A 24,492-nucleotide genomic window follows, 5' to 3' on the forward strand; every position below is an offset into this window, starting at 1 on the left:
TCCCGCATCTGCTGTACAAACAGCTGTGGCTTGTGCCGGCAGACGCGCGTGCAGTGAGTCGGGTCTCCGCAACAGAGTTGCAAACAATCGAAAAGTGGATCGCGTACCGACAGGCCGCCGCACTCAGAAAAGTGCGGGCATCCGGGGCATCCTAAGGCCATAGTGTTCCGATAGGGATCGTCTGTCAGCGACCGGACGATCAGCTCATGGCTTCGTGTATCGGGACGAAGGAGATTCAGCACAGAGATACTTCTGCTTTCTTCGAGAGCTTGTGTACCCGGCCAACAACACCGTTCGCCGCTCCCCCCGATTTTTCAATTGCAGAAATTACATCACCAGCTGGATTATCAAACGAACCGACGACGCTATTGCCCCGTCGCAAACTCACCCGTCCGCTCTTAGTCTCAACAATAAGCACTTCACCGTTGGCGACATTTACCCCGGCGGTGATCGACGCAATCGCGCGGCGCGGCTGGTTCGTGGGATTGACTGTGAACAAACCCGGCGTCGCAAGCTCTGCCCGCTTGGTATCTACGTGCTTATGGATAGTTTTCTTTGTTCGGTTTAAAAACTCGACTCCCATCAGATTACTCCTCAAATAACGGACGGTAGAATTTCGACCGGCCCTGAGCGAATTCACGAATCACGCCACGAGCCGCAAGACTGGCAAGGCGATTGTTCCACGCGGTTGTGCTCTTGGTTTGCTCAGCTTCTCCAAATTTTTCCATAAGGTGGTTGGCATCTACCTCATTATATTCGTTCACCAAGTCGAATGTCATCTGTTGCTTCGGATCAAGGCTGCCAATCAACTCCGCTCCCGAGACGCGTTCGTCGCAGTCCAGGCGGCAGCTCATAATCGCATCACCTTTGGTATTCGCAACAACCAGTAGCTCATCCAAAACATCGTCGTTTATGTTCGCAACGACAGGATAATACTTGGATGAAAGGGTGCGCATGTACGCTTTCAGAGCGAACACCGATTCTCGAAGATAGCTGGCCGTAGCCACGTTGATATTTGCAAAATCGAGGAACAGCGGTGTCGGAGTTGCCGGCTCGCGATCAATGGCCTTCACAAAGGCCGCAAAAGCAGCTTTGCCATTGATAGAGCCGGATAGCACTGGGCCGCTCCCAATGATTGCCATGTTAACTCTCATAATCATCACCTTCCTCACATGTCTAACGTGAGAATGATGTTGCTACTACGCAATGTCAAGAGTTTTCTTGGACACGACGAGTGCTGCCAAAATAAACAAGGCCGTCCGGGGCCTTTACGCATGCGGGCGACAGGCCCAAGCGATGCCGGAGACTTTTGGTCAAAATTGCAAGATCAGCGCATTCATCTGTGCTAAGTCTGTATATTTATAGGAGGCGTAAACAAGGGGGGAGACACATGTTCACGTTGGTAACTAACCGCCGGAAGCTTCAACATGCAAGGGACACGCTGGCTATCGGCATTCAGCATAGTGCACAAGAACTAGCACAAACCATTTCTACCCCCGGAGGCAAGATAACGGACGCCATCGTCTACTATCATCCCAACCTCCATCTTTGGGGTCATGTCGCGGACCACCTTTGGAGCAGAAATAGATACTTTTGCGGCTTCGGCGTTGGTAAGCCTCACTGGCAGCCCGCTATCGAAATTAACATCCCGGTTAAGCGACTGCTCGGATGCAACGGGCAGGTGGTTGAGGATGAGAATGGCGATCTTTATCTGGCTCACAAAGGCGGCTTAGGAGGGGGCAAGTTTTCAGTTTCTGCGAGCGCCTTCTCAGACCTCATTCGAGGCTTCGAGCGCGAGCAGGTCCAGGATGGAAAGAAACCACTACCCCTCTTCATTCTTGGCCGAATTGTACCGACCGCACTACCTGCCAAACTTCCGAATTTTGTGCGCGAAGCGTTTCGCATACGCGAGCTACGTCGCAGTCTTCCTGCATTTCGAAAGGCGCTCGTCGCAGCGGGCGTGCCGCAAGAAGATGCCGAAAGAGCTGGTACCGATAAATATAAACCGGAGAACGATGAGGACGGCGTCTACTCCATCCAGCGCCAAGTCGCTTTCAGACGCATTCATGCAAAAATCCAAAAAGCTCTTGCGGCCGAACTTCTAGCATTAGGGTTGTCTTGTGGGAATAAACGTCTTTCCGGAAACATCGCGCCGGACCTGTTCATCAAAGACAAGAAAGGGAACGCTACTATTCTCTTTGAGATCAAAGTTCCTCCCGGCGCGCAAAGCGCGTTTACGGCAATCGGACAACTGGTTGTTTACGCTATCGGTGAGCAATCCAGCATACGCCGAATCCTTGTCTCTCGTGGACTGCCAGCCAGTCCGTTGTTTATCAGCGCACTGAAGAAAATGAAAATCGAGCATCTTCCATTCGAAATCGATGGTGGCAAAATAAAATTTCCGGGGCTGCAGAAATTAGTCGCGATTTAGCAAGCCTTACCCAACACCTTCCCCACACTTCCCAAAATCTGCCTCAGCGCCCGGCGCAGACATTGCGAAGGATGGAGCCGCTCACTGACTCATAACGCAAACAAGGCCCCTCCCCGGGGCCTTGCTTTCAACCTCACTGCCGGGCTCTAATTGCCCCTCACTTCCCCATCAGCTGCTTGGCATTCTCGGCCGTGATCGCGGTGGTCTCCACCGTCACCGTCTTGTCCACCTCGGTCGCGCAATCGAGCAGGATCTTTTTCGACATCTCGATCGCTTCCTTGGCGCCCGTCGGGTAGGTGAAGGTTGCGGCCCAGTCGCCCTTGGCCACCGCCTCGATGCCGCCGGCCGGGCCTGGCAGGCCGTCGGTGCCGATGATCTTGACGTCCTTGCCCGCCCCCTTGGCGGCGAGCAGCGCGCCGGCGGCCATCATGTCGTTGGAGGCGTAGAGCACCTTGATGTCGGGGTGTGCCTGCAGCATGGCGGCGAAGGCGACCTGCGCCTTGTCCGGCACCCAGTCGGCGGCCTGCTCGGCGACGATCTGGACCTTCGGGTTGCCTTTCACGCCTTCCTTGAAGCCGTTGAGGCGCTCGACGGCCGGCGTCGAGCTCGGCAGGCCTTGCAGCACGGCCGCCTCGCCGCCGTCGGGCAGCAGGGTCTTGGCGGTGTACTTTCCGGCTTCCTCGGCGATCTTGAAATTGTCGCCGCCGATGAAGGCGGTGTAGTCCTTGCCCGGGTCGCCGACCGTCTTGCGGTCAAGCTCGATGACCGGGATGCCGGCATCCATGGCGCGCTTCACCGCCGGCGTCAGCGGTGCGGCCTCGAAGGGCGAGATCAAAAGGATATCGACCTTCTGGGTGATGAAATTGTCGACCTGCGAGGTCTGCGTGTTGACGTTGCCGGCGCCGTCGGCGATCTGCAGCGTGAAGCCGGGCACTTCCTTGGCCGCCGCCTCCAGCTCGTCATTGACGTGCTGGCGGTAGGGCTCGGCATTGTTGGCCTGCGAAAAACCGATGACGAACTGGCCGTCCTTGGCGCAGGCTTTCACCAGCGGCTCGGCGGCGTAAGCGGAGCCTGCAATGCACAGGCCGGCGCCTGCCAGCAGCACGGCCTTGAGGGTCGATCCTCTTAGTGTCGTTTTCATAACTCACTCTCCTCCTCGTCCGGCCGGGGGGCCAGACCTTGGTTTGACGTTCACGTGTTGCCGTCTCCTCCTTGTTTGTTTGTGCATGTCGTCATCGCAAAACCTTTTGCGCGACATGCACTAACGACCCAACCCCTCGCGGCGGCGAACGAGGGATTGAAGCACTGCCGCCAGGACGATGATCGCGGCGGTCGCGAGCAGCTGCATGGCGGGCGTGATGTTGTTGAGCTGCAGGATGTTGGCGAGCGCGCCCAGCATGATGGTGCCGGCAACGGTGCCGACCATGGAGCCGGCGCCGCCGAACAGGCTGGTGCCGCCGATGACCACGGCGGCGATGGCCGTCAGCTCATAGCCCATGCCGTCATTGGCGCTGCCGAAATTGAACTGGCCGGCATGGACGATGCCGGCAAGGGCGGCGGCAAAGCCGGTGATGGCGTAGACCGAGATCTTCACCATCGACACCGGCACGCCGGATATGCGCGCGGCGCGCTCATTGCCGCCGACGGCAAAGACATAGCGGCCGAAGCGCGTGGTGTTGAGCACGATGGTGGCGATCGCGGCAAAGACGACGAACACAAGCGTCGCCACCGGCACGGTGTTGTTGAACAGCCGCTCGCCCAGCACGGCGAACACCGGCGGCGCCAGGCCCGGCCCTTCGCCATAGGAAATGTTGATGTACTGATTGCCGGAGACGACCAGCGCCAGCCCGCGCGCGGCCTGCAGGCCGGCCAGCGTGACGATGAACGGTTCCAGCCGAAAGCGGGTGGAGATGGTGCCCTGGATGGCGCCGAAGAAGATGCCCAAAGCGAGCACGGCGAGGATGGTGGGGATCAGGCCGAAGCCGCCGGAGATCATCATCGATGCGGTGACGACGCTGGACAGGCCAAGCACCGCGCCGACGGAGAGGTCGATGCCGGCGGTGATGATGACGAAGGTCATGCCGATGGCGATGATGCCGGTCTCCGACACCGCGCGCACGATGTTGGCGATGTTGTCGGGGTTGAGGAACAGGATCTCGCCGTGGCGGCGCGGCGAGAAGATGATGCCGCCGATCGCCACCAGCACGAGGCCGATCAGGCTCTGGAAGCGCACGATCAGCGCCAGCGGGTCGCGATGCTTTTGAGGCGCCGCCGTCACTGGGCTCGCTGCCACTGGATTGTTGTCCTGAGACATCAGGCCTCCCTGCCGTTAGCCGCGGCCAGCACAGTGTGCTCGTCGACGCCGCCCAAAAATTCCGCCACATTGCGCCCCTGGCGCAGCACCACGATGCGGTCGCACAGACCGATCAGCTCCGGCATCTCGCTGGACGCCACCAGAATGCCCAGCCCTTGCGCCGCGAGTGCCCTGAGCCGCTGGTAGATCTCGCCCTTGGCGCCGACATCGACGCCGCGTGTCGGCTCGTCGAGCAGCAACAGGCGCGGATTGCCGAGGATCTCCTTGGCCAGCACCACCTTCTGCTGGTTGCCGCCAGACAGCGCGCCGACGGCGATATCGGGGTTCTTCGGCCGGATATCGAACTGACCGAAGGATTCCTTCACCGCCTCGGCCTGGCGGCGCGGCGAGACCAGCCAGTTCGGCGAGATCCTGGATATGACCGACATCACCAGGTTGAGGCCGACGGCCATGCGCAGCATCAGGCCCGACCCCCTGCGGTCGTCGGTGACGAAGGCGATGCCGGCGTGGCGGGCAGCGCTGATCGAATCCAGTTTTACCGGCTTGCCCGATATGACGACCTCGCCCTCCCAGCGGCCCGACAGGCCGGTGCCGTAGAGCGCGGACAAGAGTTCGGTGCGCCCTGCCCCCATGATGCCGGCAAGACCGACGATCTCGCCTTCATGGACATCGAGCGAAACGCCTTGCGGCGCCTGCCAGCCGGCGCTGTCGCGGGCGAGTTTGAAGCTGGCGTTCCTCAGGCTGAGCAGCGGCTTGCCCGCGGCCTTGGCGCGTTGCGGATAGAGTTCGTCCAGCGGACGTCCGACCAGCAGCCTGACCAGCTCGGCCTGCGGCGCGTGCGGCTCGGTGATGCCGGCGACACGGCCGTCGCGCATCACCGTCACCCGGTCGGCAATGCCGGGCACTTCCTCCAGCCGATGCGAGATATAGACGATGCCGACGCCGGTGGCGGCGAGCTTGCGCATGATATCGAACAGCCGCTCGACTTCGCCGACGGTGAGTGCGGCCGTCGGCTCGTCCATGATCAGCACGCGGGAGGCGTAAGACAGCGCCTTGACGATCGCCACCACCTGGCGCTGGCCGATCGACAGATCCGCCACCATGGCGGCCGGATCGATGGCGATCTCGATGGCTTCCAGCCGCTTCTTGGCCTCGCGGCGCATTGCCGGCACGTCGAGGAAGCCGCCCGGACGCATCAATTCGCGGCCGAGGAACAGATTGGCGGCGACATCCAGCGACGGCACCAGGTCGAGCTCCTGGAAGATGGTGGCGATGCCTGCCGCTTGCGCCTCGCGCGGGTTGTTGAAGCGCACCGGTTTGCCGTCGATCTCGATCGTGCCTTCGTCCGGCGTGTAGACGCCCGACAGAAGGTTCATCAGCGTCGACTTGCCGGCGCCGTTTTCGCCGAGCAGCGCGTGGATTTCGCCCGCCTTGAGGTCGAAGTCGACGCCGCGCAGCGCCTGCACGCCGCCGAAGCGTTTGACGGCGCCGGTCATTATCAGCAGCGGCGCGCTCATGTTAGCCTCGTGTGGGTCGGCCTTCCGCAGGAGGCGCGCGCCCGCAGCGTCGCCTGCAGCCGCACCGAACGCGGCGCTGAAGCGGTCGCGGCTATACGGGCACTGAGCAGCGCTGCCGCCTGGCGGCCGATCTCGGTGCAGGGCTGCGCCACCAGCGTCAGGCGCGGCTCGAAACAATCGGCCCATTCGAAATCGTCGAAGCCGGCCAGCGACAGATCGCCCGGAATGGTGAGGCCTTTTTCGCGGATGGCGCGGACGGCTCCGATCGTCGTCATGTTGTTGCCGGTGACCAATGCGGTTGGTGGCGACGGCAGCGACAGGATGGCGTGGGTGGATGCGGTCGCCGCCGCCGTGTCGACATTCTCGGCCGAGAGATAGCGCGTCACGCACTCAAGTCCATTGGCGGCGAGCGAAGCCTGGAACGCCTCGATGCGCTCGCGCGTCGTCGTCAGGCCGGGCTGTCCGGCGATATAGCCGATGCGCTTGTGGCCGAAGGAGGCGACATGGTCGATCAGCGCGCGCATCGACGTTTCGTTCTCGACGCCGATCTGATCGAAGCGCTCGTCGGCGAAACGGTCGATCAGAACGCATGGCATCTTCTTGTCGGCGAGATAGTCGATGGCCCGCTGCGGCGAGCCCGACGGCGCCAGGATGACGCCGTCGACGCGGCGCTGATGAAAAGCGCGCACCACCTGCAGTTCGCGGTCGGGATCTTCCTGGGTGTCCGACAGGAAGACCATCAGCCCGAGCCGCGCGCATTCGGCCTCGACCGCGCAGATGATGTCGGTGAAATAAGGGTTGGAGATCGCCGAGATCGCCAGGCCGACGCTGTTGGTGGTCGAGGCCTTCAGTGAGCGCGCCAGCTCGTTGGGCTGGTAGCCCATGGCGGCAATGGCGTCGTTGATCAGCCTCGCCTTTTCCAGCGAAACGAAGCGCGTGTTGTTGACGACATGCGAGACGGTCGACACCGACACACCGGCGCGCCGCGCCACTTCAGCCATTGTCGGCAAGGCATATCAGCGCCTGCAAGCGCTCCTCCCTATGCGTTTCCCGTCCGCTCTGATGGCGGATTTTGAGGGAGTTTAGGGCCATCGAAACGTTTGCGCAATCGATTCGATGCAAATTTTTAGCGGGGCTTATCTCCCCCCTCGAGGGGGAGATGTCGCCGAAGGCGACAGAGGGGGTCGCCGCGCGTGAAGCGCCAACCTTCCATCTGCAGCAAGGACGTCGAGCCCAGTCGCACCGACCCCCTCTGGCCTGCCGCCATCTCCCCTCAAGTGGGGAGACTCGCGGTTTCAGCAAACTCCGCCACCAGCCCCTCATATTCCTCAAAGGCCGGCAGCGCCTCATAACTGTGCACCGCAGGCGTCGTCGCCCAGGGCAGCTTCTCGCTGGTCCATGTCTCGATGAACGGCGTGAACCAGCCGGGCTCGTCGAGCATGGTCGGACGCAGATTGACGAACCAGTCGAGCCCTTCGGGGCGCGTGAACATCCAGCTCATGCAATGTGGGCAGAAGAAATGTTTCGAGGCGCCGTGCAGCCCGCCGATCACCGGCTCGCCTAGCGTGATCTCGAAGCCGTCGGAGCGAATGGCGGCGCTTAGCGAATAGGCGCTGGCCGACATGGTCTGGCAGCCGGTGCAATGACAAGCCATGGTCAAAAGCGGCTTTGCGGAAATCTTGAGCCGCACGCGTCCGCAGCGGCATCCGCCTTCGGCCGGCAATTTCAGGGTTGGCACGGCAGTCTCCCACTCTTCGAAGCGCGGTGCTTCAGTCGCCGGTCAGCGCCTTCGTCGTCACCAGCGTGACGCCGGCATCGGTGAAATCAGCATTGTACCGGGCGATGATCTCGGTCGCGGTTTCGCCTTCAGTGTCCAGCGTCGAGTGCGCATCGGAAACGACAGTGACGCCGAGGCCCTCGGCCAGGGCGCCCTTGACGGTGCCGGCGATGCAGAAATCGGTTTGCGCTCCGGCGAGCACGACTTCGCCGGCCCCCTGCCCGGCCACCCAGGCGCCAAGCTCGGCATTCGAGAATGCGTTGCGGACGGTCTTGGAGAATGTCGGCTCGTCCTTGGCCTGGCCGAGTTCCGGCCATACCGGCCAACCCGGCTCGCCCGGCGCCAGCGGATCGCCGGCCGGCCCGTCATGCCGCACGAACGCGATTTTTCGCCCGCTGCGCCGTGCCCAGTCGATCAATGAGCGTGTGCGCTTGGCGATGCCTGGTGCATCATGGATCGGCGGCTCGACGCGCCCGTCGAACATGTTGGTCTGGAGATCGATGACGACGAGGGGAGCGAGGTTTGACATGGCGCGAAGATAACGCGGGCGATGGGAGGGTCAAGACGGCGAAGCTGCTGATCTCCCCCTTGGGGAGATTACCTGTACCCTCACCCGATTCCGCCGGTAACCACGTAAGCACCAGCCGTGCGTCCATCCTCCAGCCGCATGACGGCCGTAACGATCGAGCCGTAAGCGCCTCGCCACACACTGTGCATTCTTTCATGCTCGCCGGCCGGCACCAGGATGCGGCCGTGAAAGCTTGTGCCGCTGCGCCGCAGAGCGACCGGTTCGCCATTGACGTGAACCTTGACGCCAGCGGTCTCCGCATCGAGTTCAACCGTCACGGCGATCTCGGCCTGGTCTCCTCGCCGCATCGTCTCGGCAACAAGCGTAAGCCTCGGCGCCGGCGCATCGCTGGCCCGCAATCCACCAGGCCGCCCCGCAAAGACATCGTCCGGCAGTTCCGGCGTGCGCGGCGGGGCCGTGCGGCCTTGGGTGGCGCGCTCGTAGTCGCCGGCGAGGCGCAGCAATTCCACATCACCATAAGCCTTGCCCGCAAAGGTCAACCCGACCGGCATGCCGATATCGGCCATCGTTCCCATCGGCACGGTGACGGTCGGGATGCCAAGATGACGCCACACCAGATTGCCATTGGCAACCCAGGTGCCGTTGCGCCAGGCGATTTCTGCAGAGGTCTGGTTGACGTCGGCATCGGCCGGGCCGACATCGGCGACCGCCGGCAGCACGACGGCGTCGAGCCTGTGCTCGTCCAGCCAGTCCTCGAAGTCGATGCGCCGCGTCGCCTCCAATCCCTTCAGACCTTCCGCCAGCGTTGGGATATCCAGCAATGGCATCACGCCCTGCTTGGCGCTCGTGACGTAGTCGGCCAGATCGAAACCGTCGTCGCCATAGCGGTCCGGCAGCGCGCCCGGCGGCTGCGGGAAAATCTTTGGGCCGTCGACCGCAGCCAGATCGGGGATCGCCGGATCGGCATTTGCGCGCAGAAAATCGTCCCAGCCCCAGATGCAGAGATCCCAGATTTCGCGCTCTGCGAAGGCTTCCGGCACCAGCCCGCGTTCGACCATGGTTTTTGTGCCCGGACGGTCGCGCTCATAGTTCGAGACGACGGGGAAATCGACCTCGACCACCTCCGCGCCGAGCTTTTCCAAGTCACGCGCTGCCTGCCGCCAGAGGTCGAGCACCGAGGCGCGGGTCTCGATGGGTTTGAGCGCGCCGCCGTCGCGGCCAATATACATTTTCGGCACGCCGAGGCGTTTGCCTTGTAATGAGCCTTGCAGTTGGAGCGCAGTGTAGCTTGGCGGCCTGAGAGCAGCGCTTTTCGCGATCGACACCCAAGGCTGCACACGCCAGAAATCGCCGCGCGTCTCCGCATCGTCGGCGACGATCACATCCAGCAACTCCAGCATGTCGGCAATGCCGCGCGTGTGCGGCACCACCACATCCATGGTCGGCACCAGCGGCCAGTTGCCCCTGACCGAAATGACGCCGCGCGACGGCGTGTAGGCGACAAGTGCATTGTTGGACGCCGGCGCGCGGCCGGAAGACCATGTCTCCTCGCCCAGCCCGAAGGCGGCGAAGCTGGCGGCGGTGGCCGTGCCCGAGCCGTTGGACGAGCCGGAAGCGAAGGCGGCGGTCAAATAGTCGGCATTGTAGGGGCTCTCGGCGCGGCCATAGACGCCACGCTGCATGCCGCCATTGGCCATAGGCGGCATGTTGGTCAGCCCGATCAGCACAGCACCACCGGCCCTCAGCCTGGCAATGGTGAAAGCGTCCTCGTTGGCGACGAGATGCTCGAAGGCGGGCGAGCCGGCGGCCACCGTCAGGCCCTTCACCTTATAGCTGTCCTTGGCGGTGTAGGGGATGCCGTCGAGCGGCCCGAGGGTGGCACCATTGCGCCGCCGCAGGTCGGACGCCGCCGCCTCCTCGAACATTGCCGGGTTAAGCACCGGCACGGCATTGAGCGCAATGCCATGGCGGTCGTAATGCGCGATGCGCCTGAGATAAGCGCCCACCAGCTCGACGCTGGTGACGGTGCCGGCCTCCAGCGCCCGGCGCAGGTCGGCGATCGTGGCTTCGACGAGCTGGAGGTTGGGCATGGGATTCTCGAGATGCAGCGGCAAATGAGTCTTCGCATCGTGCGATGCGAGTGTCACGCCTCAAACGAAAGGCGTGACGGCGACGCTTATGCACTCGGCTCACAGCATCTTGCTGTCGAGCTGGCCGTTTTCCTTCATCAGGTCGAGATAGGTCTTGGCGCCGGAACTGCCGTGGCCTGCCGCCTTGAAGAACCATTTGGCGGCTTCCTTGTAGTTTGGTTTCCCATCGACGCCGCGGTAGTAGAGCGAGCCCAGACTGAACTCGGCATCGACGCTGCCGGCCTTTGCGGCTTCCAGCCACCAGGACTCGGCAGCCTTGTCGTCTCTGGCAATGCCCACGCCGTTGGCCGAGGCATACGCTAAGGCGAGCTGGGCATCGACATTTCCCTGCCGCGCCGCCTTGAGCCACCAGCCCGCCGCATCCGCACTGCTTTGCGCAACGCCAACACCCTCGGAATAGGCTGTGCCGAGCGCTTTCTGCGCGAATGCATTGCTCTGGTCGGCGGCTTTGCGCCAGAGCCTTGCCGCCTGAACGGGGTCCTTCGTTACTCCTAGACCATCCCAATACAGTCCACCGAGAGCGAACTGCGCAAGGTCATTGTCCTTGTCGGCAGCCTTGCTCAGCCACTCGAATGCCTGCCTTTCATCCTTCCCGACGCCCTGCCCGTCCCGATACACGACCCCGACATTATACTGCGCTACCACATGGCCTTGGACAGCAGCCTTCATCCACCATCGGAAGGCCAGATCATTGTCTTGCGCAACGCCGCGGCCCTGGCTGTAGAGGATACCAAGCAGATATTGAGCGTCGGCGTTTCGCCCGTCGGACGCCTTTTGCGCCCAAGTCGCGGCCAACGCATCGTCCCGTCCCACGCCTTCGCCGAGCGAATACGCCCGGGCCAGATTGGCACCGGCTTCGGCATTCCCCGCTTCCGCGGCCTTGCGCCACCAATAGACCGCCTGCCCGGCGCTCTTCTCGACGCCTTGGCCCATCGAATAATATCCGCCCAGATTCGACTGGGCGAACACAAAGCCCTGATTGGCGGCTTTGCTCATCCACGCAAACGCCTGGCCGTCGTCCCTAGGGGTACCTTTTCCCTGGCCATAAGCGGCCGCCACCGCGTATTGCGCTTCTGTCAGACCGGTGGTTGCGGCCTTCATCCACCACCCGAACGCAAGGCGGTCATCCTGCTCAACGCCGTGGCCCCGCGAGTACAAAGTGCCCAGCAAAGCCTGGGCATTCGGCTCACCCAGATCGGCTGCCTTTTTCACCCACACTATGGCGGCCTGATCATCCTTCTTGACGCCTTGGTTAAGATAGTAGGCGCGTCCGAGACAGAAAGCGGCCTCCAGGCTTCCTTGGTCAGCCGCCTTGCGCCACCATGAGGCAGCCTGCTCGAAGCTTTGCGCAACACCCCGACCCTGCGCATACAGGACGCCGAGGGCGTACTGAGCGTTCGCATTGCCCTTGTCGGCTGATTGCCTGGAAAACTTCAACGCCAGTTGATCGTTTCTTTCGACCCCTTGGCCATTTAAATAGACTTGGCCGAGAGAATATTCAGCCTCCCCGCTCCCCTGATCGGCCGCCTTGCGCCACCAATAGAGCGCCTGCTCATAACTTTGCGCGACCCCTTGGCCCTGCCAGTACAACACGCCGAGCTGGTACTGCCCATTCATGTTGTCTTTATCGGCGGCCTTTCGTGAGAAACTCTCGGCAAGCCGACTGTCCTTTTCAACGCCCCTGCCCATAAGGTAGGCTTGACCCAGTGCTGCTATGGCTTCCGCATTGCCGCCATCGGCGGATTTCTTCCACCAATACACCGCCTGGCTGTCGTTCTGAGCCACGCCCTCACCGCGCCAGTACAGCGCACCAAGCTGGCCTTTTGCGTCAACATTGCCAGCGTCCGCCATGATCTTCATTTGACGGAATACCTCGGCATAATCCTTTGCCTGGAGAGCCGCTGCACCCTTTTGTGCCGCTGACCACTGCACATAGTAATTTCGGCCAGGACCGAGCAGCACAAAAGCCGCCAGCAACACCAGAACGACGGTAAGGACCCCTCGGCGACGCGACTTGGGCGGGCTGTAGACAGGTGTATCCACTTTGGGCGCCCAGTCGTTGTTGCTCACCGGCCCCAATCCATTTGCAGCCACAGTAATCCATAGCGCAAGCCAGGCTGTTCTGGAATATCCAAAGCATTTGATGTCGCTACTGCGGTGCGCCGGCGAACAGGATTTCGCCATCGCCGCCAGCCGCCGGCCAATCCCTGATGGTGCGATCGTCGCCGCCGGTGAGCAGCGTGCCGTCGGTGGCGAAGGCAACGGCGTAGATCGGGCCGGTGCGGCTGTCGAACATGGCGGTCTGGCCGCCGGTGCCGACATCCCACAGCCGCGCCGTGCCGTCGAGCGAGCCGGAGGCCAAGCGCTTGCCGTCGGCCGACAGCGCCAGCGTATAGACGGTGCCTTCGTGACCCTCGAAGCGGCGCAATTCCCTAAACGTGTCGAGGTCCCAGAGCTTGATCGTGTAGTCGCCGCTGCCGGTGACGACATGATGGCCGTCGGCGGTGAAGACAGCGCCGTAAGTGCCCTGCTCGTGGCCGTGCCAGCTTCGCAATTGCTTGCCGCTTTCGACGTCCCAGAATTTAAGCGTGCCGTCGATGGAGCCGCTGAGCGCGCGCGTGCCGTCGGGCGAGATTGCGACCGTGCTGATCGGCCAGTCATGTCCGGTCATCACATGCAGCACCGATTTGTTGACGAGATCCCAGACGATGACGTTGCCGGTGTCGTGGCCACTGACGGCGCGCTTGCCGTCCGGGCTGATCGCCAGCTTGCGCACGCCGCCATTCGCGCCCGACGAGAAGACATGCAGCACCGCGCCGTCGGCAAGCTTTCGCAGCACGATCTCGCCATCGTCGCCGGCGGTCAGCGCGGTTGCGCCGTCGGGCATGAACAGCGCCGTGCGCGCCATGTCCTTGTGTTCACCAAGGTTGCGGATCAGCCGCTTGCCGGCGATGTCCCAGAGCTTGATCATATGGTCGGTGCTGGCGCTCATGATGTCGCGGCCATCGGCCGAGACGGCGAGCCAGACGACGGCGTCGCGATGGCCGTCGGGCTCGGTCGGCAGCGCCGGCGGAGGCGGCGGCAACGGCGCGACGGTTTGCGGTGGCGGTGTCGCCGGAGCGACTGCGACTTGTGGCGGCCGAGGGGGAGCAGCCGGAGGCGTAGGCTGCGCCGGTTCCGGCGGTTTGGCAGCCTGCTCAGGCGGGGTTGGCTCGGGAGGCGTGGCGAGCGGCGGCGAACTCGGTGGAACCGCCGGCGTCGCCAGGTCCGGTGGGACGCCGGCGATATCCTGGCCCTTCGGCTCGGCTTTGGGCTCCCTCGGGGCGACGACCTCAGCGCCCGGGCCGGCGTCACGCGCCCAAGGGAAGTGGTCGGCCAGCAGCGCCAACACGGCGAGCACCGGCAACATGAGGAAGGCGCGCCGCCAGCCCGGGCGACCCTTGGATTCCATCTCGGCGTCGCGGCCAAAAAGCGGCGTTCCAGCAGGCTGGCTTCGCCGACCCGGCAGCAGTCCGGCCCAGAACAACAGGGCGCCAAGCAGGCAAAGCCCGCCGACGGTCAGGAACACCACCGGTCGCAGCGTGGCTGGGCCGTGCAGCATGTGGTCGATCCCGCTCCAGCTGAAATCTCTGTCGCCGAGCAGCAGATACGCCCGCACCAGACAAGCCAAAGCGGCCGCCAGCAGCGGAAGCGCAAACAGCCTTTCGGCCAACCTGTCCATCGGACTCCCCTCCGGTGCCGCACCTTGCTCATCATGCGGCCGCCGCAGCGAAACAAATAGCGCAAAACTGCGCCCACGAAAGTGGGCGCGATCACGCAGCCAAATTCACTTCAATTCGACCCATACCGGCGCGTGGTCGCTGGCGCCGTCCTCACCTCTGACATCGCGGTCGATGCCGGCAGCAGTGAGGCGGCGCGCCAGTTTCTTCGACAGCAAGATGTGGTCGAGCCGCAGCCCGGCATCGCGCGGCCAGCGGTTGCGGCGGTAGTCCCAGAATGTGTAGAGCGTTTCCTTCGGATGCTTCTTGCGCAGCGCATCGGTCCAGCCCTGCTCGAGCAGACGCTGGAACGACGCCCGGCTTTCCGGCTGCACCAGCGCGTTGTCGTCATAGGAGCGGGTGGCGTAGATGTCGCGCGGCTCGGGCACGATGTTGTAGTCGCCGACCAGCGCCACCGGCAGGCCGGTGTCGAACAGTTCTGCGGCATGCGCCTCCAGCCGCGCGTGCCACGCCAGCTTGTACTGGAATTTCGGCCCCGGCTGCGGGTTGCCGTTGGGCGCGTAGACACAGGCGATGACGATGCCGTTCACGGCCGCCTCGATGTAGCGGCTCTGCTTGTCGGCGGTATCGCCGGGCAGGACGTCACAGGTCAGCACCGGCTCGGACCCGCGCGCGAGTATCGCGACGCCATTCCAGGTCGGTTCGCCCTTCCACACCGCGCCATAGCCGGCCGCCGCAAGCGCCGTGCGCGGAAACTGCAGGTCGCGCGCCTTCAGCTCCTGCAGGCAGACGACATCGGGCTTGGCTGCCGCCAGCCACGCCAGCAGGTTTTGCAGCCGGCTGTTGACGTTGTTGATATTGAAGGTGGCGATTTTCATTTGGCGATCAGGAAACGATCCGCCCTGTCCACGCCTTCACCGTCCCGGCCAGCGTCTTCAAATGATCGGCGGTCGAAAACCCCGACACGCTCTTGCGCGGCTTCAGGTCGTGGTCGCCATCCTCCAGCCAGATCACCTCGATGGCTTTGGAAAGGCCGTAGGTCGCGACCTCTTCTTTCGTGCCGAACTCGTCGCGGGTGCCCTGGAAGATCAGCGTCGGCGTCTTGAGGTCGGCGAGATGTTTTGTCCTGAGTTGCTCGGGCTTGGCCGGCGGATGAAAGGGATAGCCGAGGCAGATGAGGCCCGAAATCTCGCCCTTGGCGAACATCTCGTCGGCGACCATCGAGGCGACGCGCCCGCCCATCGACTTGCCGCCGATGATGAGCGGACCAGCGACGCCCCTCGCCCTCAGATCGGCGATGGCCTTGATGTATTCCGGGTCGACCGTCTCGGCGCGCGGTGGCGGCTTGCGCTGGCCATAGCGGCGGGCCGCCATATAGTGAAATTCGAAGCGCGCGACCTGGAAGCCGGCGGTGGCGAGCGCCTTGGCGGTGTCGGTCATCGAGGGGGAATCCATAGACGCGCCGGCGCCGTGGGCCAACACGATGGTGACCGGGGCTGTGTCAAAGCCGTCGAAGAGGAAGCTAGTGGGCATCAGGCTGCGGGACCCCGATATAGTGGTAGGTGGTTTTGGAACCGTGAACTTCCTTACGCCACTGCTCCGGATGCAGGGTAACATGGGTGAAAATGGCTGCAAAAAACCCCACGAGCACGATGAAGAATGGCCGGCCGAAGCAAACGCGCTGCTTGTTCGACATACGGTCCTCGGGGCGCTGGGGAAATGGCCAAGTTCTGCGGTTGTAATATGTGGCCCAATTGATTTTGCTGTCTTCGAAAAAATTCCAGCCATTGCTCCAGTAGAAGAGCAGCTCGCGGGCCTCCTGCACCGCCAAAACGATGAAGCACGCGGTTAATCCCATACTCGAAATCTGAACAAGATTATCCACGGCAGCCTCACCCCGCCGTCCGCGCCAGCTGCAGATCGACGAACTGTATCCCCTTTTGCGCAGTGCGCGCCCATTCGCTGTCAGCATCGAGTTCGAGATAGCGCACCCAGTGGCGGCGGGCTTCGGTCAGATTGCCGGCGTCGAACTCCAGCCGGGCAAGGTTGAACACCGGATCGGCGTAGCTCTTGTCGAGCGCGATGGCCTTGACCAGATGCCGGCGCGCCGAGGCGATCTTGCCTTCGTCGCTCATCAGCCCGGCGAGGTTGAACCAGGCCTCGACGAACGCCGGATCGAGCTTGATCGCTCTTGCATAGTCATGCGCCGCGTCGGCCACGCGACCGGCGCCACGCAAGCAATTGGCGCGGTTGAACGCGGCGATGGCGTCGCTCGGATCGATGCTGAGGCAGCGTTGGTAGAGCGCCGCGGCATCGTCGTGCCGGCCCTCCTCTTCCGCGCTTTCAGCCTCGGCGAACAATTCTTCCAGCGTGTCGTCGCCGGCTGCGCTTGCGCTGCCGAGATCGAACAGCAGCTGGCCGTCGAGTTCGCTCTGGCCATCCTCGAGATAGATCTGATCGGGCCGGCCATGCTGCGAGCCGACATTGAGCGATTTGGCGGTGAGCGAAGCGACCGGACCGGAGCGATGCACGGAGCGCGCGATCGCGCCCCAGGATGCACCGCCGGCGACCAGCCCGGCATATTTGCGGGCAAGGATCAGATCGCGGAACGAGTAGGGTTCACAATCGTGCTCGAAGGCGTCGAACAGGCTGAGCAGGTCGAGGTCGGCACCGGACAGTCTGGACTGGTCGACGAGAGACTGCCTGGACAGCGAAGACGCCTCCGGCGCCTTCATCAGACCAAGCAGGCGCAGGAAGCCATTTTCGCTAAGGAGTGTTCGGCCAGCGGAGCCCTCGGCTGCAACCCGGCGCTCGATCTCGGCATCGCCGCCCTTCGCCGTGCCGGCCTTGGCGATCAGCGTTCGGCCGAACACAACATGGCTGGTGCGCCTGGTGACGCCGCGCCGCAACTGGCCGTGCTGACGCTCCACCTCACGGGCCGCGAGCCGCAGCGGAAATGCCGCCAGCGCGCCGATGGCGCCGAAGACGGCGCCCGGGATTATACCGGTCGGCGCCGTCACCCCTTGCTCTTGCCGACGGCCTTGAGCAGATTGGCCTTCAACGGGTTTTCCTTGGCCGCACCCGCCTTACCCTTGGCGGCAGGTTTTTCAGCGTCGTCGGCCTTGCTCTTCGACTTGGCCGGCGGCTTGGCTGATTGCGACAGGCTCGCCTTCAACGCGTCCATGAGGTTGATGACATTGCCACGCTCGGGCGCCGCCGCAATGATCGGCTTATGGCCCTTCAGTTTCTCGCGGATCATCGTCATCAGCGCGATCTCGTAGCGGTCCTCATAATTCTTCGGATCGAAGGTGGTTTCCTTCTGCTTGATCAGCGCTTCGGCCAATTGCAGCATTTCGGGATCCGGCTTGCCAGCCGGGATGTTGCCGAAATATTCAGCCGTGCCGCGCACTTCGTTCGGGTTCCTCAACGTACACACGAACATGCCGTTCTCGCGCGCGCCGATCGTCACCACGCGCTCGCGGCTGGACAGGACAAGGCGGGCAATGGCCAGCTTGCCGGATTTGCGCATTGCCTCGCGCAGCACGGCGAAGGTTTCTTCCGCCATGGCGCCATCCGGCGCCATATAGTACGGCGCATCTTGATAGATGACGTCAACCTCGTCTTCGTCGACGAAGGCCTCGATGTTCATCGTGTGATTGGATTCGATGCGCACTGCTTCGAGGTCGGCCTCATCGATGATGATGTACTGCTTGTCCTCGTATTCGTAACCCTTGACCAAGTCCGCGCGCTCGACGAGGCCGAGTTCAGGGTCGACCGGCTTCATGTTGATGCGGTTGTGGGTCTTCTTGTGCAATTGGTTGAACGATATGCGCTCGCTGGTGGTCGTTGCCGGATAGAGCCGGACCGGACAACTGACGAGGCTGAGCTTGAGGTAACCCTTCCAACTTGCCCTGGGCGCCATGATACTCTCCTACGCGGCCATGCACTGACATTTCAGACTGAGCATGATCTTAACCGAAAACCGGTTCCCACGTTTCGGGATCATGCTTACTGCAGCGCTTCGTTCCGAGGACGATTGGCACTGCGCAAATCCTACACCGGCCCCAAACATACCGGCAAATTCCTGACGAAACCTTCCAGGTGAGCTGGAGGGCACCGACGGAGGATAATTCAAATTGTCCGCATGGTCGATGGACTTGGGGAAGTAAGTCATGCCGGAGGGACAGCACCCCCCTCTGTCCTGCCGGACATCTCCCCCGCAAGTGGGGAGATTGGCAGCTTCAACCTTATCGCTCCTCTTGCAAGGTTTGCGATTGGCGAAAGCAGAGGCGACATCCGATCTCCCCCCTTGCGGGGGAGATGTCCGGCAGGACAGAGGGGGGGTGTGCCGGATCGCCAACACCTCCCGATCTACTTCCCCGAAAACAACGGCAAATCTCTTCCGAAATCCTCCATGTCCGCCCACGGATCGCCCGACGTCGCCAACAGCCCCGGCAAGGACGAATAGTTCAGATCCTGCGGCGCATCGATCGTCTCAAGGTCTGCCCAACTCACCGGCGTCGACGCCGGCAGGTTGGTGCGGGCGCGCAGCGAATAAGGCGCCGCGGAGGTGTGGCCGCGCGCGTTGCGGTGATAGTCGATGAAGATGCGGCGCTTGCGGTTTTCCTTGCCCATTGTGGTGGTGAAAGTGTCGGGCGCGGTGGCCGCCAGGTGCGTGGAGATGGCGCTGGTCGCCTGGTGCAGCTTCTTCCAGTTCTGCTTTTGCGTCACCGGCACGGTTATGTGGATGCCGCTGCCGCCGGATGTCTTGGCGAACGGCACCAGGCCGAACCGCTCCAATTCGCCCTTGATGTGGACGGCGGCCTCGACCACCTCGCGCCAGGCGATGCCCTCACCCGGATCGAGATCGAAAACGATCTGGTCGGGCTTGTCGAGGCTCAAGCGATGCGTGCCCCAGGTGTGGAACTCAACGACGCCGAACTGCGCGAGTGCCAGATAGCCTTTTGCTCCCTCGACCGACAGATAGGATTTGGTTTCACCTTCGAAGTTGGTGGCGTCAAAAGTGACCACCGACGGCGGCATGCCGGTGAAGGCGTGGCGCTGGAAGAAACAGTCCTTCGGCAGGCCCGTCGGGCAGCGCACCAGCGACACCGGGCGGCCCATAATGTGCGGCAGCATGAAATCGCCGACCAGCGCGTAATAGACGGCGATGTCGAGTTTGGTCGGTCCGGTCTTGCCGAACAGCCGCCGCTCCGGATTGGTCACCCAGATGGTTGCGAGATCGGCTTCGGCGATCAGCCGCTTGCGCTTCGGCGACACCGGCGTCGACAGGCCGACATCGCGCAAGCCCCGAAACACACCGTGGCGCAGCGAATTGTCCGCCGTGCGGTTGGCGTAGTGGATGCGGGCCGACAGCATCGGCCGCACCCATTTCATCTCGCGCATGATCTCGCGCGGCACACCCTCGGGTGCTGTCGCGCCGTCGCGCAGCGGCTGCAGCCGGGCCAGCAAGTCGCCCGCCGTCGCGGCATCGAAGCCGGTGCCAACCTTGCCGCGATAGTGCAGTTCACCATCCGCGAATTCAGCCATGCCGATTGCCGCCAGTCCTTCGGCCGCGTCGGAAACGGTGTAGCCGGCGATGATGAAATCGCCGGTCTCAAGCGCTTTGACCTTGGTCCAGCTCTTCGTGCGGCCGCTCTGGTAGATGGCGTTGGCGCGCTTGGAGACGACGCCTTCCAGTCCAAGGATCGAGGCCTGATCGTAAAGCCCCTGTCCGTCGCCTTCGACATGGTCGCTCAGCTGGATGGCGGAGGTAGCGCCCTGCCCGGCTAGCAGTTCGGCGAGCAGGGCCTTGCGGTTTGCGAGCGGCGCCTTGCGGAGGTCCCAGCCGTCGAGATGCAGCAGGTCGAAGGCATAGAAATGGAGCTTGCTGCCCGCACCCGCCGACAGCGCATCCTGCAGCAGCGCGAAACGCGAGATGCCCTTCTCGTCCAGCACCATGATCTCGCCGTCGATGATCGCCTGGCTGAGCGGTAGCCGGGAAAAGGCTTGCGGCAGGTCGCCGTAACGCTTCGTCCAGTCGATGCCGCCGCGGGTGATCAACCTGACCTCGCCATCTCCGACATGCGCCATGGTACGATAGCCGTCGAATTTTATTTCGTGCAACCAGAGTTCACCTGTGTCTTCCACTGGCCCACCCGGTGGCTTCGGCACCTGCGTGGCGAGCTGCGGCTCGATGCGCGACGGCGGATCGCCCCTGACCGCACCGGGCAACGCACCGGGTTTCAGCGCGCCGGGTTTGGGGGGCAGGCGGGCCGGCTTTTTCGGCGGCGCCACCAGCTCCTCGATGCGCTTGCCGGACTTCACGCTTTCCGGCCGCGCTTCCAGGATGTCGAGGCCGGTATCGGCGGCGAGGTCGCGCTCCTTGAACAGCAGCCAGTTTTTCTTCTCGCTGTCTTCGCCGGGCTTGGGCTTCAGACGGGTCAGCATCCAGCCGCCATTCAACTTGTCGCCGGCCAGCCGGAACTTGAAGGCGCCGGTGCGCAGGCTCTTGTCGACATCGTCCATCGGCGCCCAGGTGCCGGTGTCCCAGACGATCATCGGCCCGCCGCCATATTCGCCTTCGGGAATGACGCCCTCGAAGTCAATATATTCGAGCGGATGGTCCTCGGTTTCGACCGCCAGCCTTTTGTCGGCAGGGTTGAGCGAGGGGCCGCGCGGCACCGCCCAGCTTTTCAGCACGCCGCCGACCTGCAGGCGCAAATCGTAATGGTCGGCGGTGGCGTGATGCTTGTGGACGACGAAGCGGTTGCCGTCGCCTGAAATAAGCCCGCCCGCCGGTTCCGGCGTCTTCGTAAATTCGCGCTTGGCGCGATAGGCCTTGAGTGTTGGCGGGGTTGGCATGGGTCAGGCGGGAGCGGCGGCGGCGGACGAACCTTCCCGGCGCCGCGTTCCTGCACAGTGCTGTCCCGCCAACATTTCAAATTTCCCAGCGCGGTGCGAAGAATGTGGAGATCACGCTCAATCGTCTGAGGCGGGCGTCAGGTCTAGCTCGGCCGGGGACAGCCCTTGCTGGAGCTGGCTCAGCCGGAACTCGTCGACCCAGTAGGCCTCGCCGTCGACCAGCACGCGGGCCGAGTAGACGCCGCCGGAAAAGCTTTGCGCGGTGACGTAGACCTTGTGGCGGTCGAGCGCCTTGCGCACCGCGGCGCGCTTGGAATTCTGGCTGGTGACGGAACTGGCCATGGCTCACTCATACACAAGACCGCAAGACATGGCGGCGGCATAAGGATGCTGGAGATCGGCTGCTCTGTCAATTTTGACCGCCTGCTTCTGGCAGCGCTACGATCCGACGGCAGCAAAAAACCGCTGAGCCTCGGCAGTGGGCTTTGCAATGGCGACGACAATATTCGGTTAGTGGTCCGAAGGAATTATGAGCGCGGTGACGCGCGAGAGCTGCTGACGCCGGTTCAGCGTCGGCTTCTCGTAGATCTTCTTCATTGGTATCCCCATGGCCCCCAATGGCCGCCGGCAAAGGCGCTTGCGGCTGGGTTTTGTCAAGGGAAGCGCTGTTCTTCCGCCGAACAGCTATGGAAACTGGAGGAGCGGCCGCTATAGTTTTCCTCAGCCCCAAGGAGAACGGCAATGACCCTCAGCAACCGCAAACTCGGCAGCCAGGGGCTGCAGGTCTCGGTGATCGGCCTCGGCTGCATGGGCATGAGCCAGTCCTACGGCCCTGCCGACGAGGCGGAATCGATCGCCACCCTGCACCGCGCCATCGAACTCGGCTGTACCTTCCTCGACACGGCGGAAGTCTACGGCGCCTATGCCAATGAAGAGCTGCTCGGGCGGGCGCTGAAGGGCCGGCGCGATGAGGTGACCCTTGCCACCAAATTCGGCTTCCGCATCGAAAACGGCAGACAGGTCGGCACGGAGCGTGACAGCCGGCCCGACCATATCCGCGAGGCGCTGGAGGGCTCGCTGAAGCGGCTCGGTACCGACCATATCGACCTCTACTACCAACACCGCGTCGATCCGGCCGTGCCGATGGAAGACGTCGCCGGCACGGTCGGCCGGCTCGTCGCCGAGGGCAAGGTGCGCTTCTTCGGCCTGTCGGAGGCTGGTGCGGCCAACATCGGCCGCGCACATGCCGTGCATCCGGTCTCGGCGCTCCAGAGCGAGTATTCGCTGTGGGAGCGCAATCTGGAGCCGGAAATCATCCCGCTGCTCAAAAAGCTCGGCATCGGCCTGGTGCCGTTCGCGCCGCTCGGCCGCGGTTTCCTCGCCGGCGATGTCAAGCGCGCCGAGGATTATCCGGAAGGCGATTTTCGGCGCGGCGACCCCCGCTACCAGGGCGCCAACTACGACGCCAATGTCGCGGCAGCGGCTGCGGTGCAAGAGGTGGCCGCGGCCAAAGGGGTAAAGCCCGCACAGATCGCGCTGGCCTGGGTGCTCGGCAAGGGCGACGGCTTCGGCATCGACATCGTGCCGATCCCGGGGACAAAGCGGCGCAAGTATCTGGAGGAAAATGTCGCTGCCGCAGCGATCACGCTCGAAGCCGCCGAGATGGCTGCGCTCGACGCGGCACTCGCGCCGGGCAAGGTCTCAGGGCCGCGCTACAATGAGCGGGTGATGACGACCATCGACAGGTAGAGGCGTCTAAGCTGCCAATTTCCCCCCTCGTGGGGGAGATGCCTGGCAAGGCAGAGGGGGCGCGAAGGATCGCCCGCATCAAGTATTCTGCGTAGAGGTTAGCTCAAAGATGTAAGTGAAATTGGCCAATGTCGGCGGGACAGCGCCCCCCTCTGTCCTGCCGGACATCTCCCCCACAAGCGGGGAGATTAGCAGTTTCAGCCCCTCGCCTCACCTTGCGTAATCGATTTTCCTTGGCTAGCATCCTCGGGTCGGCGCCGTGCGGAGGAGAACGTTGCGGCGGACCGGCTGGAGCGCCTCGCGTCCCCTCGGGGCGTTCACAGGACACTCCATTTTTGAATTGACGCAAGGACCGTCCCGAGCCGCTCCCGGTTTCGGGCTCCTGCGTTCATGTGGAGGATATCTGATGAACAGACGCGAATTCCTGTTGTCGACCGTGGCGACCAGCGCTATGGCGCTGGCCGCACCCATGGCCTTTGCCGCCGACAAACTGACCATATTGGGTTCGGTGCCCAATCTCGGCTTCCCGTTCTTTGTGCACATGCTGAACGAGATCAAGGCGGAGGCGCAGGCGCAAGGCGTCAACCTGACCGAGAGCGACGGCCAGAACTCGGCGCCGAAGCAGACCGCCGACATCGAGGCCGCACTTGTGCAGAAGGTCAACGCCATCGTGATTTCGCCGCTTGACGTCAACGCGCTGGCGCCGGCGATCGAGGAAGCGGTCAAGGCCGGGGTTCCCGTGGTGACGATCGACCGCCGCGTCGACGGCGTCGAGGGCATTCTGGCCCATGTCGGCGCCGACAATGTCAAGGGCGGCGAGGCCGAGGCGCAGGCCATGGTGGCGGCGTTCCCCAACGGCGCCAAGCTGTTCCATTTGCAGGGCCAGCCGGGTGCCGGGCCCGCGATCGACCGCAACAAAGGCGTCCACAATGTGCTCGATCCGCTCAAGGACAAGTACCAGATCATCTTCGAGCAGACCGCTAATTTCGCCCGCGCCGAAGCGCTGTCGGTGACCGAGGCCGGGCTTGCCGCCAACGGCAAGCCGGACGCCATCATCTGCGCCAATGACGACATGGCGCTCGGCGCGCTCGAAGCCTGTGCCGCGCGCAATTTCACCGACGTCAAGATCTACGGCTTCGACGCGCTGCCGGAAGCGCTGGTCGCCGTGCGCGACGGCAAGCTCGCCGGCACGGTCGAGCAGTTCCCCGGCGAACAGTCGCGCAAGGCGGTGCAGATCGCGGTCGCCTTCGCCAGGGACAAGACCGAGCCGAAGGAGAAGCTGGTGCTGTTGACGCCGATCGTCATCGGCAAGGACAATCTCGACAAGGCGGAGAGGTTGAACGAGACGAAGTGAGAGTAGGGCCCATGACGGGTGGAGGTCGCGCTCTGTCGCGCCCCCCTCTGTCCTGCCGGACATCTCCCCCACTTGGGGGGAGATTGGC

Annotated in this window: 22 protein-coding genes; 4 read left to right on the forward strand and 18 right to left on the reverse strand. The window is 63.2% G+C overall.

Going from position 1 to position 24,492, the window contains the following annotated elements; all coding sequences use genetic code 11:
* Positions 1-235 precede the first annotated feature (235 nt).
* Positions 236-583, reverse strand: coding sequence for a hypothetical protein (locus NL532_RS23065; RefSeq protein ID WP_155923796.1), 348 nt, complete (start codon positions 581-583; stop codon positions 236-238).
* Between the two features lie 4 nt (positions 584-587).
* Positions 588-1,142 (reverse strand): hypothetical protein, encoded by a 555-nt coding sequence (locus tag NL532_RS23070; protein WP_155923795.1) that lies wholly within the window; start codon positions 1,140-1,142, stop codon positions 588-590.
* 248 nt (positions 1,143-1,390) lie between these two features.
* Here NL532_RS23070 and NL532_RS23075 point away from each other — a divergent pair, with 248 nt between their 5' ends.
* Positions 1,391-2,431, forward strand: a complete 1,041-nt coding sequence (locus tag NL532_RS23075; protein WP_023828870.1) for a hypothetical protein — start codon at positions 1,391-1,393, stop codon at positions 2,429-2,431.
* A 157-nt stretch (positions 2,432-2,588) separates the two neighbouring features.
* Here NL532_RS23075 and NL532_RS23080 read toward each other — a convergent pair whose 3' ends face one another.
* The 16 genes from NL532_RS23080 to NL532_RS23155 all read right to left on the reverse strand — a co-directional run bounded on the left by NL532_RS23080 (position 2,589) and on the right by NL532_RS23155 (position 21,643).
* The gene (locus NL532_RS23080; RefSeq protein WP_023828869.1) at positions 2,589-3,572 is read right to left on the reverse strand and encodes a substrate-binding domain-containing protein; all 984 of its coding nucleotides are present in this window, start codon (positions 3,570-3,572) and stop codon (positions 2,589-2,591) included.
* Positions 3,573-3,692: 120 nt separating this feature from the next.
* Entirely contained in the window at positions 3,693-4,745 is a 1,053-nt protein-coding gene (locus NL532_RS23085; RefSeq protein ID WP_023807760.1) for an ABC transporter permease, read from the reverse strand.
* Complete coding sequence (locus tag NL532_RS23090; protein WP_023828868.1) at positions 4,745-6,262, reverse strand: sugar ABC transporter ATP-binding protein; 1,518 nt, start codon at positions 6,260-6,262, stop codon at positions 4,745-4,747. Before NL532_RS23090 ends, NL532_RS23085 begins: the two co-directional genes overlap by 1 nt.
* Positions 6,259-7,272, reverse strand: coding sequence for a LacI family DNA-binding transcriptional regulator (locus NL532_RS23095; protein WP_023715155.1), 1,014 nt, complete (start codon positions 7,270-7,272; stop codon positions 6,259-6,261). The genes NL532_RS23090 and NL532_RS23095 overlap by 4 nt, the downstream gene beginning before the upstream one ends.
* A gap of 263 nt (positions 7,273-7,535) precedes the next feature.
* Positions 7,536-8,000, reverse strand: coding sequence for a GFA family protein (locus tag NL532_RS23100; protein ID WP_023715154.1), 465 nt, complete (start codon positions 7,998-8,000; stop codon positions 7,536-7,538).
* A 31-nt stretch (positions 8,001-8,031) separates the two neighbouring features.
* Positions 8,032-8,568: an isochorismatase family protein gene (locus NL532_RS23105; protein WP_023828867.1), complete on the reverse strand. Its 537-nt coding sequence runs from the start codon at positions 8,566-8,568 to the stop codon at positions 8,032-8,034.
* Positions 8,569-8,648: 80 nt separating this feature from the next.
* Positions 8,649-10,658, reverse strand: coding sequence for an amidase (locus NL532_RS23110; protein ID WP_031202958.1), 2,010 nt, complete (start codon positions 10,656-10,658; stop codon positions 8,649-8,651).
* A 99-nt stretch (positions 10,659-10,757) separates the two neighbouring features.
* A complete protein-coding gene (locus tag NL532_RS23115) occupies positions 10,758-12,788 on the reverse strand; it encodes an SEL1-like repeat protein (RefSeq protein ID WP_196813843.1) in 2,031 nt (676 codons plus the stop codon).
* A gap of 79 nt (positions 12,789-12,867) precedes the next feature.
* Positions 12,868-14,439 (reverse strand): WD40 repeat domain-containing protein, encoded by a 1,572-nt coding sequence (locus tag NL532_RS23120; protein WP_023715151.1) that lies wholly within the window; start codon positions 14,437-14,439, stop codon positions 12,868-12,870.
* Positions 14,440-14,544: 105 nt separating this feature from the next.
* Positions 14,545-15,315: an exodeoxyribonuclease III gene (locus NL532_RS23125; RefSeq protein ID WP_023828864.1), complete on the reverse strand. Its 771-nt coding sequence runs from the start codon at positions 15,313-15,315 to the stop codon at positions 14,545-14,547.
* Between the two features lie 7 nt (positions 15,316-15,322).
* Positions 15,323-15,970: an alpha/beta hydrolase family protein gene (locus NL532_RS23130; RefSeq protein ID WP_023699157.1), complete on the reverse strand. Its 648-nt coding sequence runs from the start codon at positions 15,968-15,970 to the stop codon at positions 15,323-15,325.
* Positions 15,960-16,322, reverse strand: a complete 363-nt coding sequence (locus NL532_RS23135; protein WP_155923794.1) for a hypothetical protein — start codon at positions 16,320-16,322, stop codon at positions 15,960-15,962. The genes NL532_RS23130 and NL532_RS23135 overlap by 11 nt, the downstream gene beginning before the upstream one ends.
* Before the next feature lie 7 nt (positions 16,323-16,329).
* Entirely contained in the window at positions 16,330-17,457 is a 1,128-nt protein-coding gene (locus NL532_RS23140) for a tetratricopeptide repeat protein (RefSeq protein ID WP_023699156.1), read from the reverse strand.
* The gene (gene ku / locus NL532_RS23145; protein ID WP_023685883.1) at positions 17,454-18,359 is read right to left on the reverse strand and encodes a non-homologous end joining protein Ku; all 906 of its coding nucleotides are present in this window, start codon (positions 18,357-18,359) and stop codon (positions 17,454-17,456) included. Before ku ends, NL532_RS23140 begins: the two co-directional genes overlap by 4 nt.
* Before the next feature lie 449 nt (positions 18,360-18,808).
* On the reverse strand, positions 18,809-21,301 hold the full coding sequence (ligD, locus tag NL532_RS23150) for a DNA ligase D (RefSeq protein WP_023828863.1): 2,493 nt from the start codon (positions 21,299-21,301) through the stop codon (positions 18,809-18,811).
* A gap of 117 nt (positions 21,302-21,418) precedes the next feature.
* Positions 21,419-21,643, reverse strand: coding sequence for a hypothetical protein (locus NL532_RS23155; protein ID WP_023673483.1), 225 nt, complete (start codon positions 21,641-21,643; stop codon positions 21,419-21,421).
* Between the two features lie 45 nt (positions 21,644-21,688).
* On the opposite strand from NL532_RS23155, the gene NL532_RS23160 reads away from it, so the two are divergent.
* The 3 genes from NL532_RS23160 (at position 21,689) to NL532_RS23170 (ending at position 24,404) form a co-directional block, all read left to right on the forward strand.
* Positions 21,689-22,015 (forward strand): hypothetical protein, encoded by a 327-nt coding sequence (locus tag NL532_RS23160; protein WP_155923792.1) that lies wholly within the window; start codon positions 21,689-21,691, stop codon positions 22,013-22,015.
* 27 nt (positions 22,016-22,042) lie between these two features.
* Positions 22,043-23,050, forward strand: a complete 1,008-nt coding sequence (locus tag NL532_RS23165) for an aldo/keto reductase (RefSeq protein WP_023828862.1) — start codon at positions 22,043-22,045, stop codon at positions 23,048-23,050.
* Positions 23,051-23,456: 406 nt separating this feature from the next.
* Positions 23,457-24,404, forward strand: a complete 948-nt coding sequence (locus NL532_RS23170; RefSeq protein ID WP_023828761.1) for a substrate-binding domain-containing protein — start codon at positions 23,457-23,459, stop codon at positions 24,402-24,404.
* Positions 24,405-24,492: the final 88 nt, after the last annotated feature.

The sequence above is a fragment of the Mesorhizobium sp. C120A genome (genome assembly GCF_030323105.1).
Lineage (GTDB): Bacteria > Pseudomonadota > Alphaproteobacteria > Rhizobiales > Rhizobiaceae > Mesorhizobium.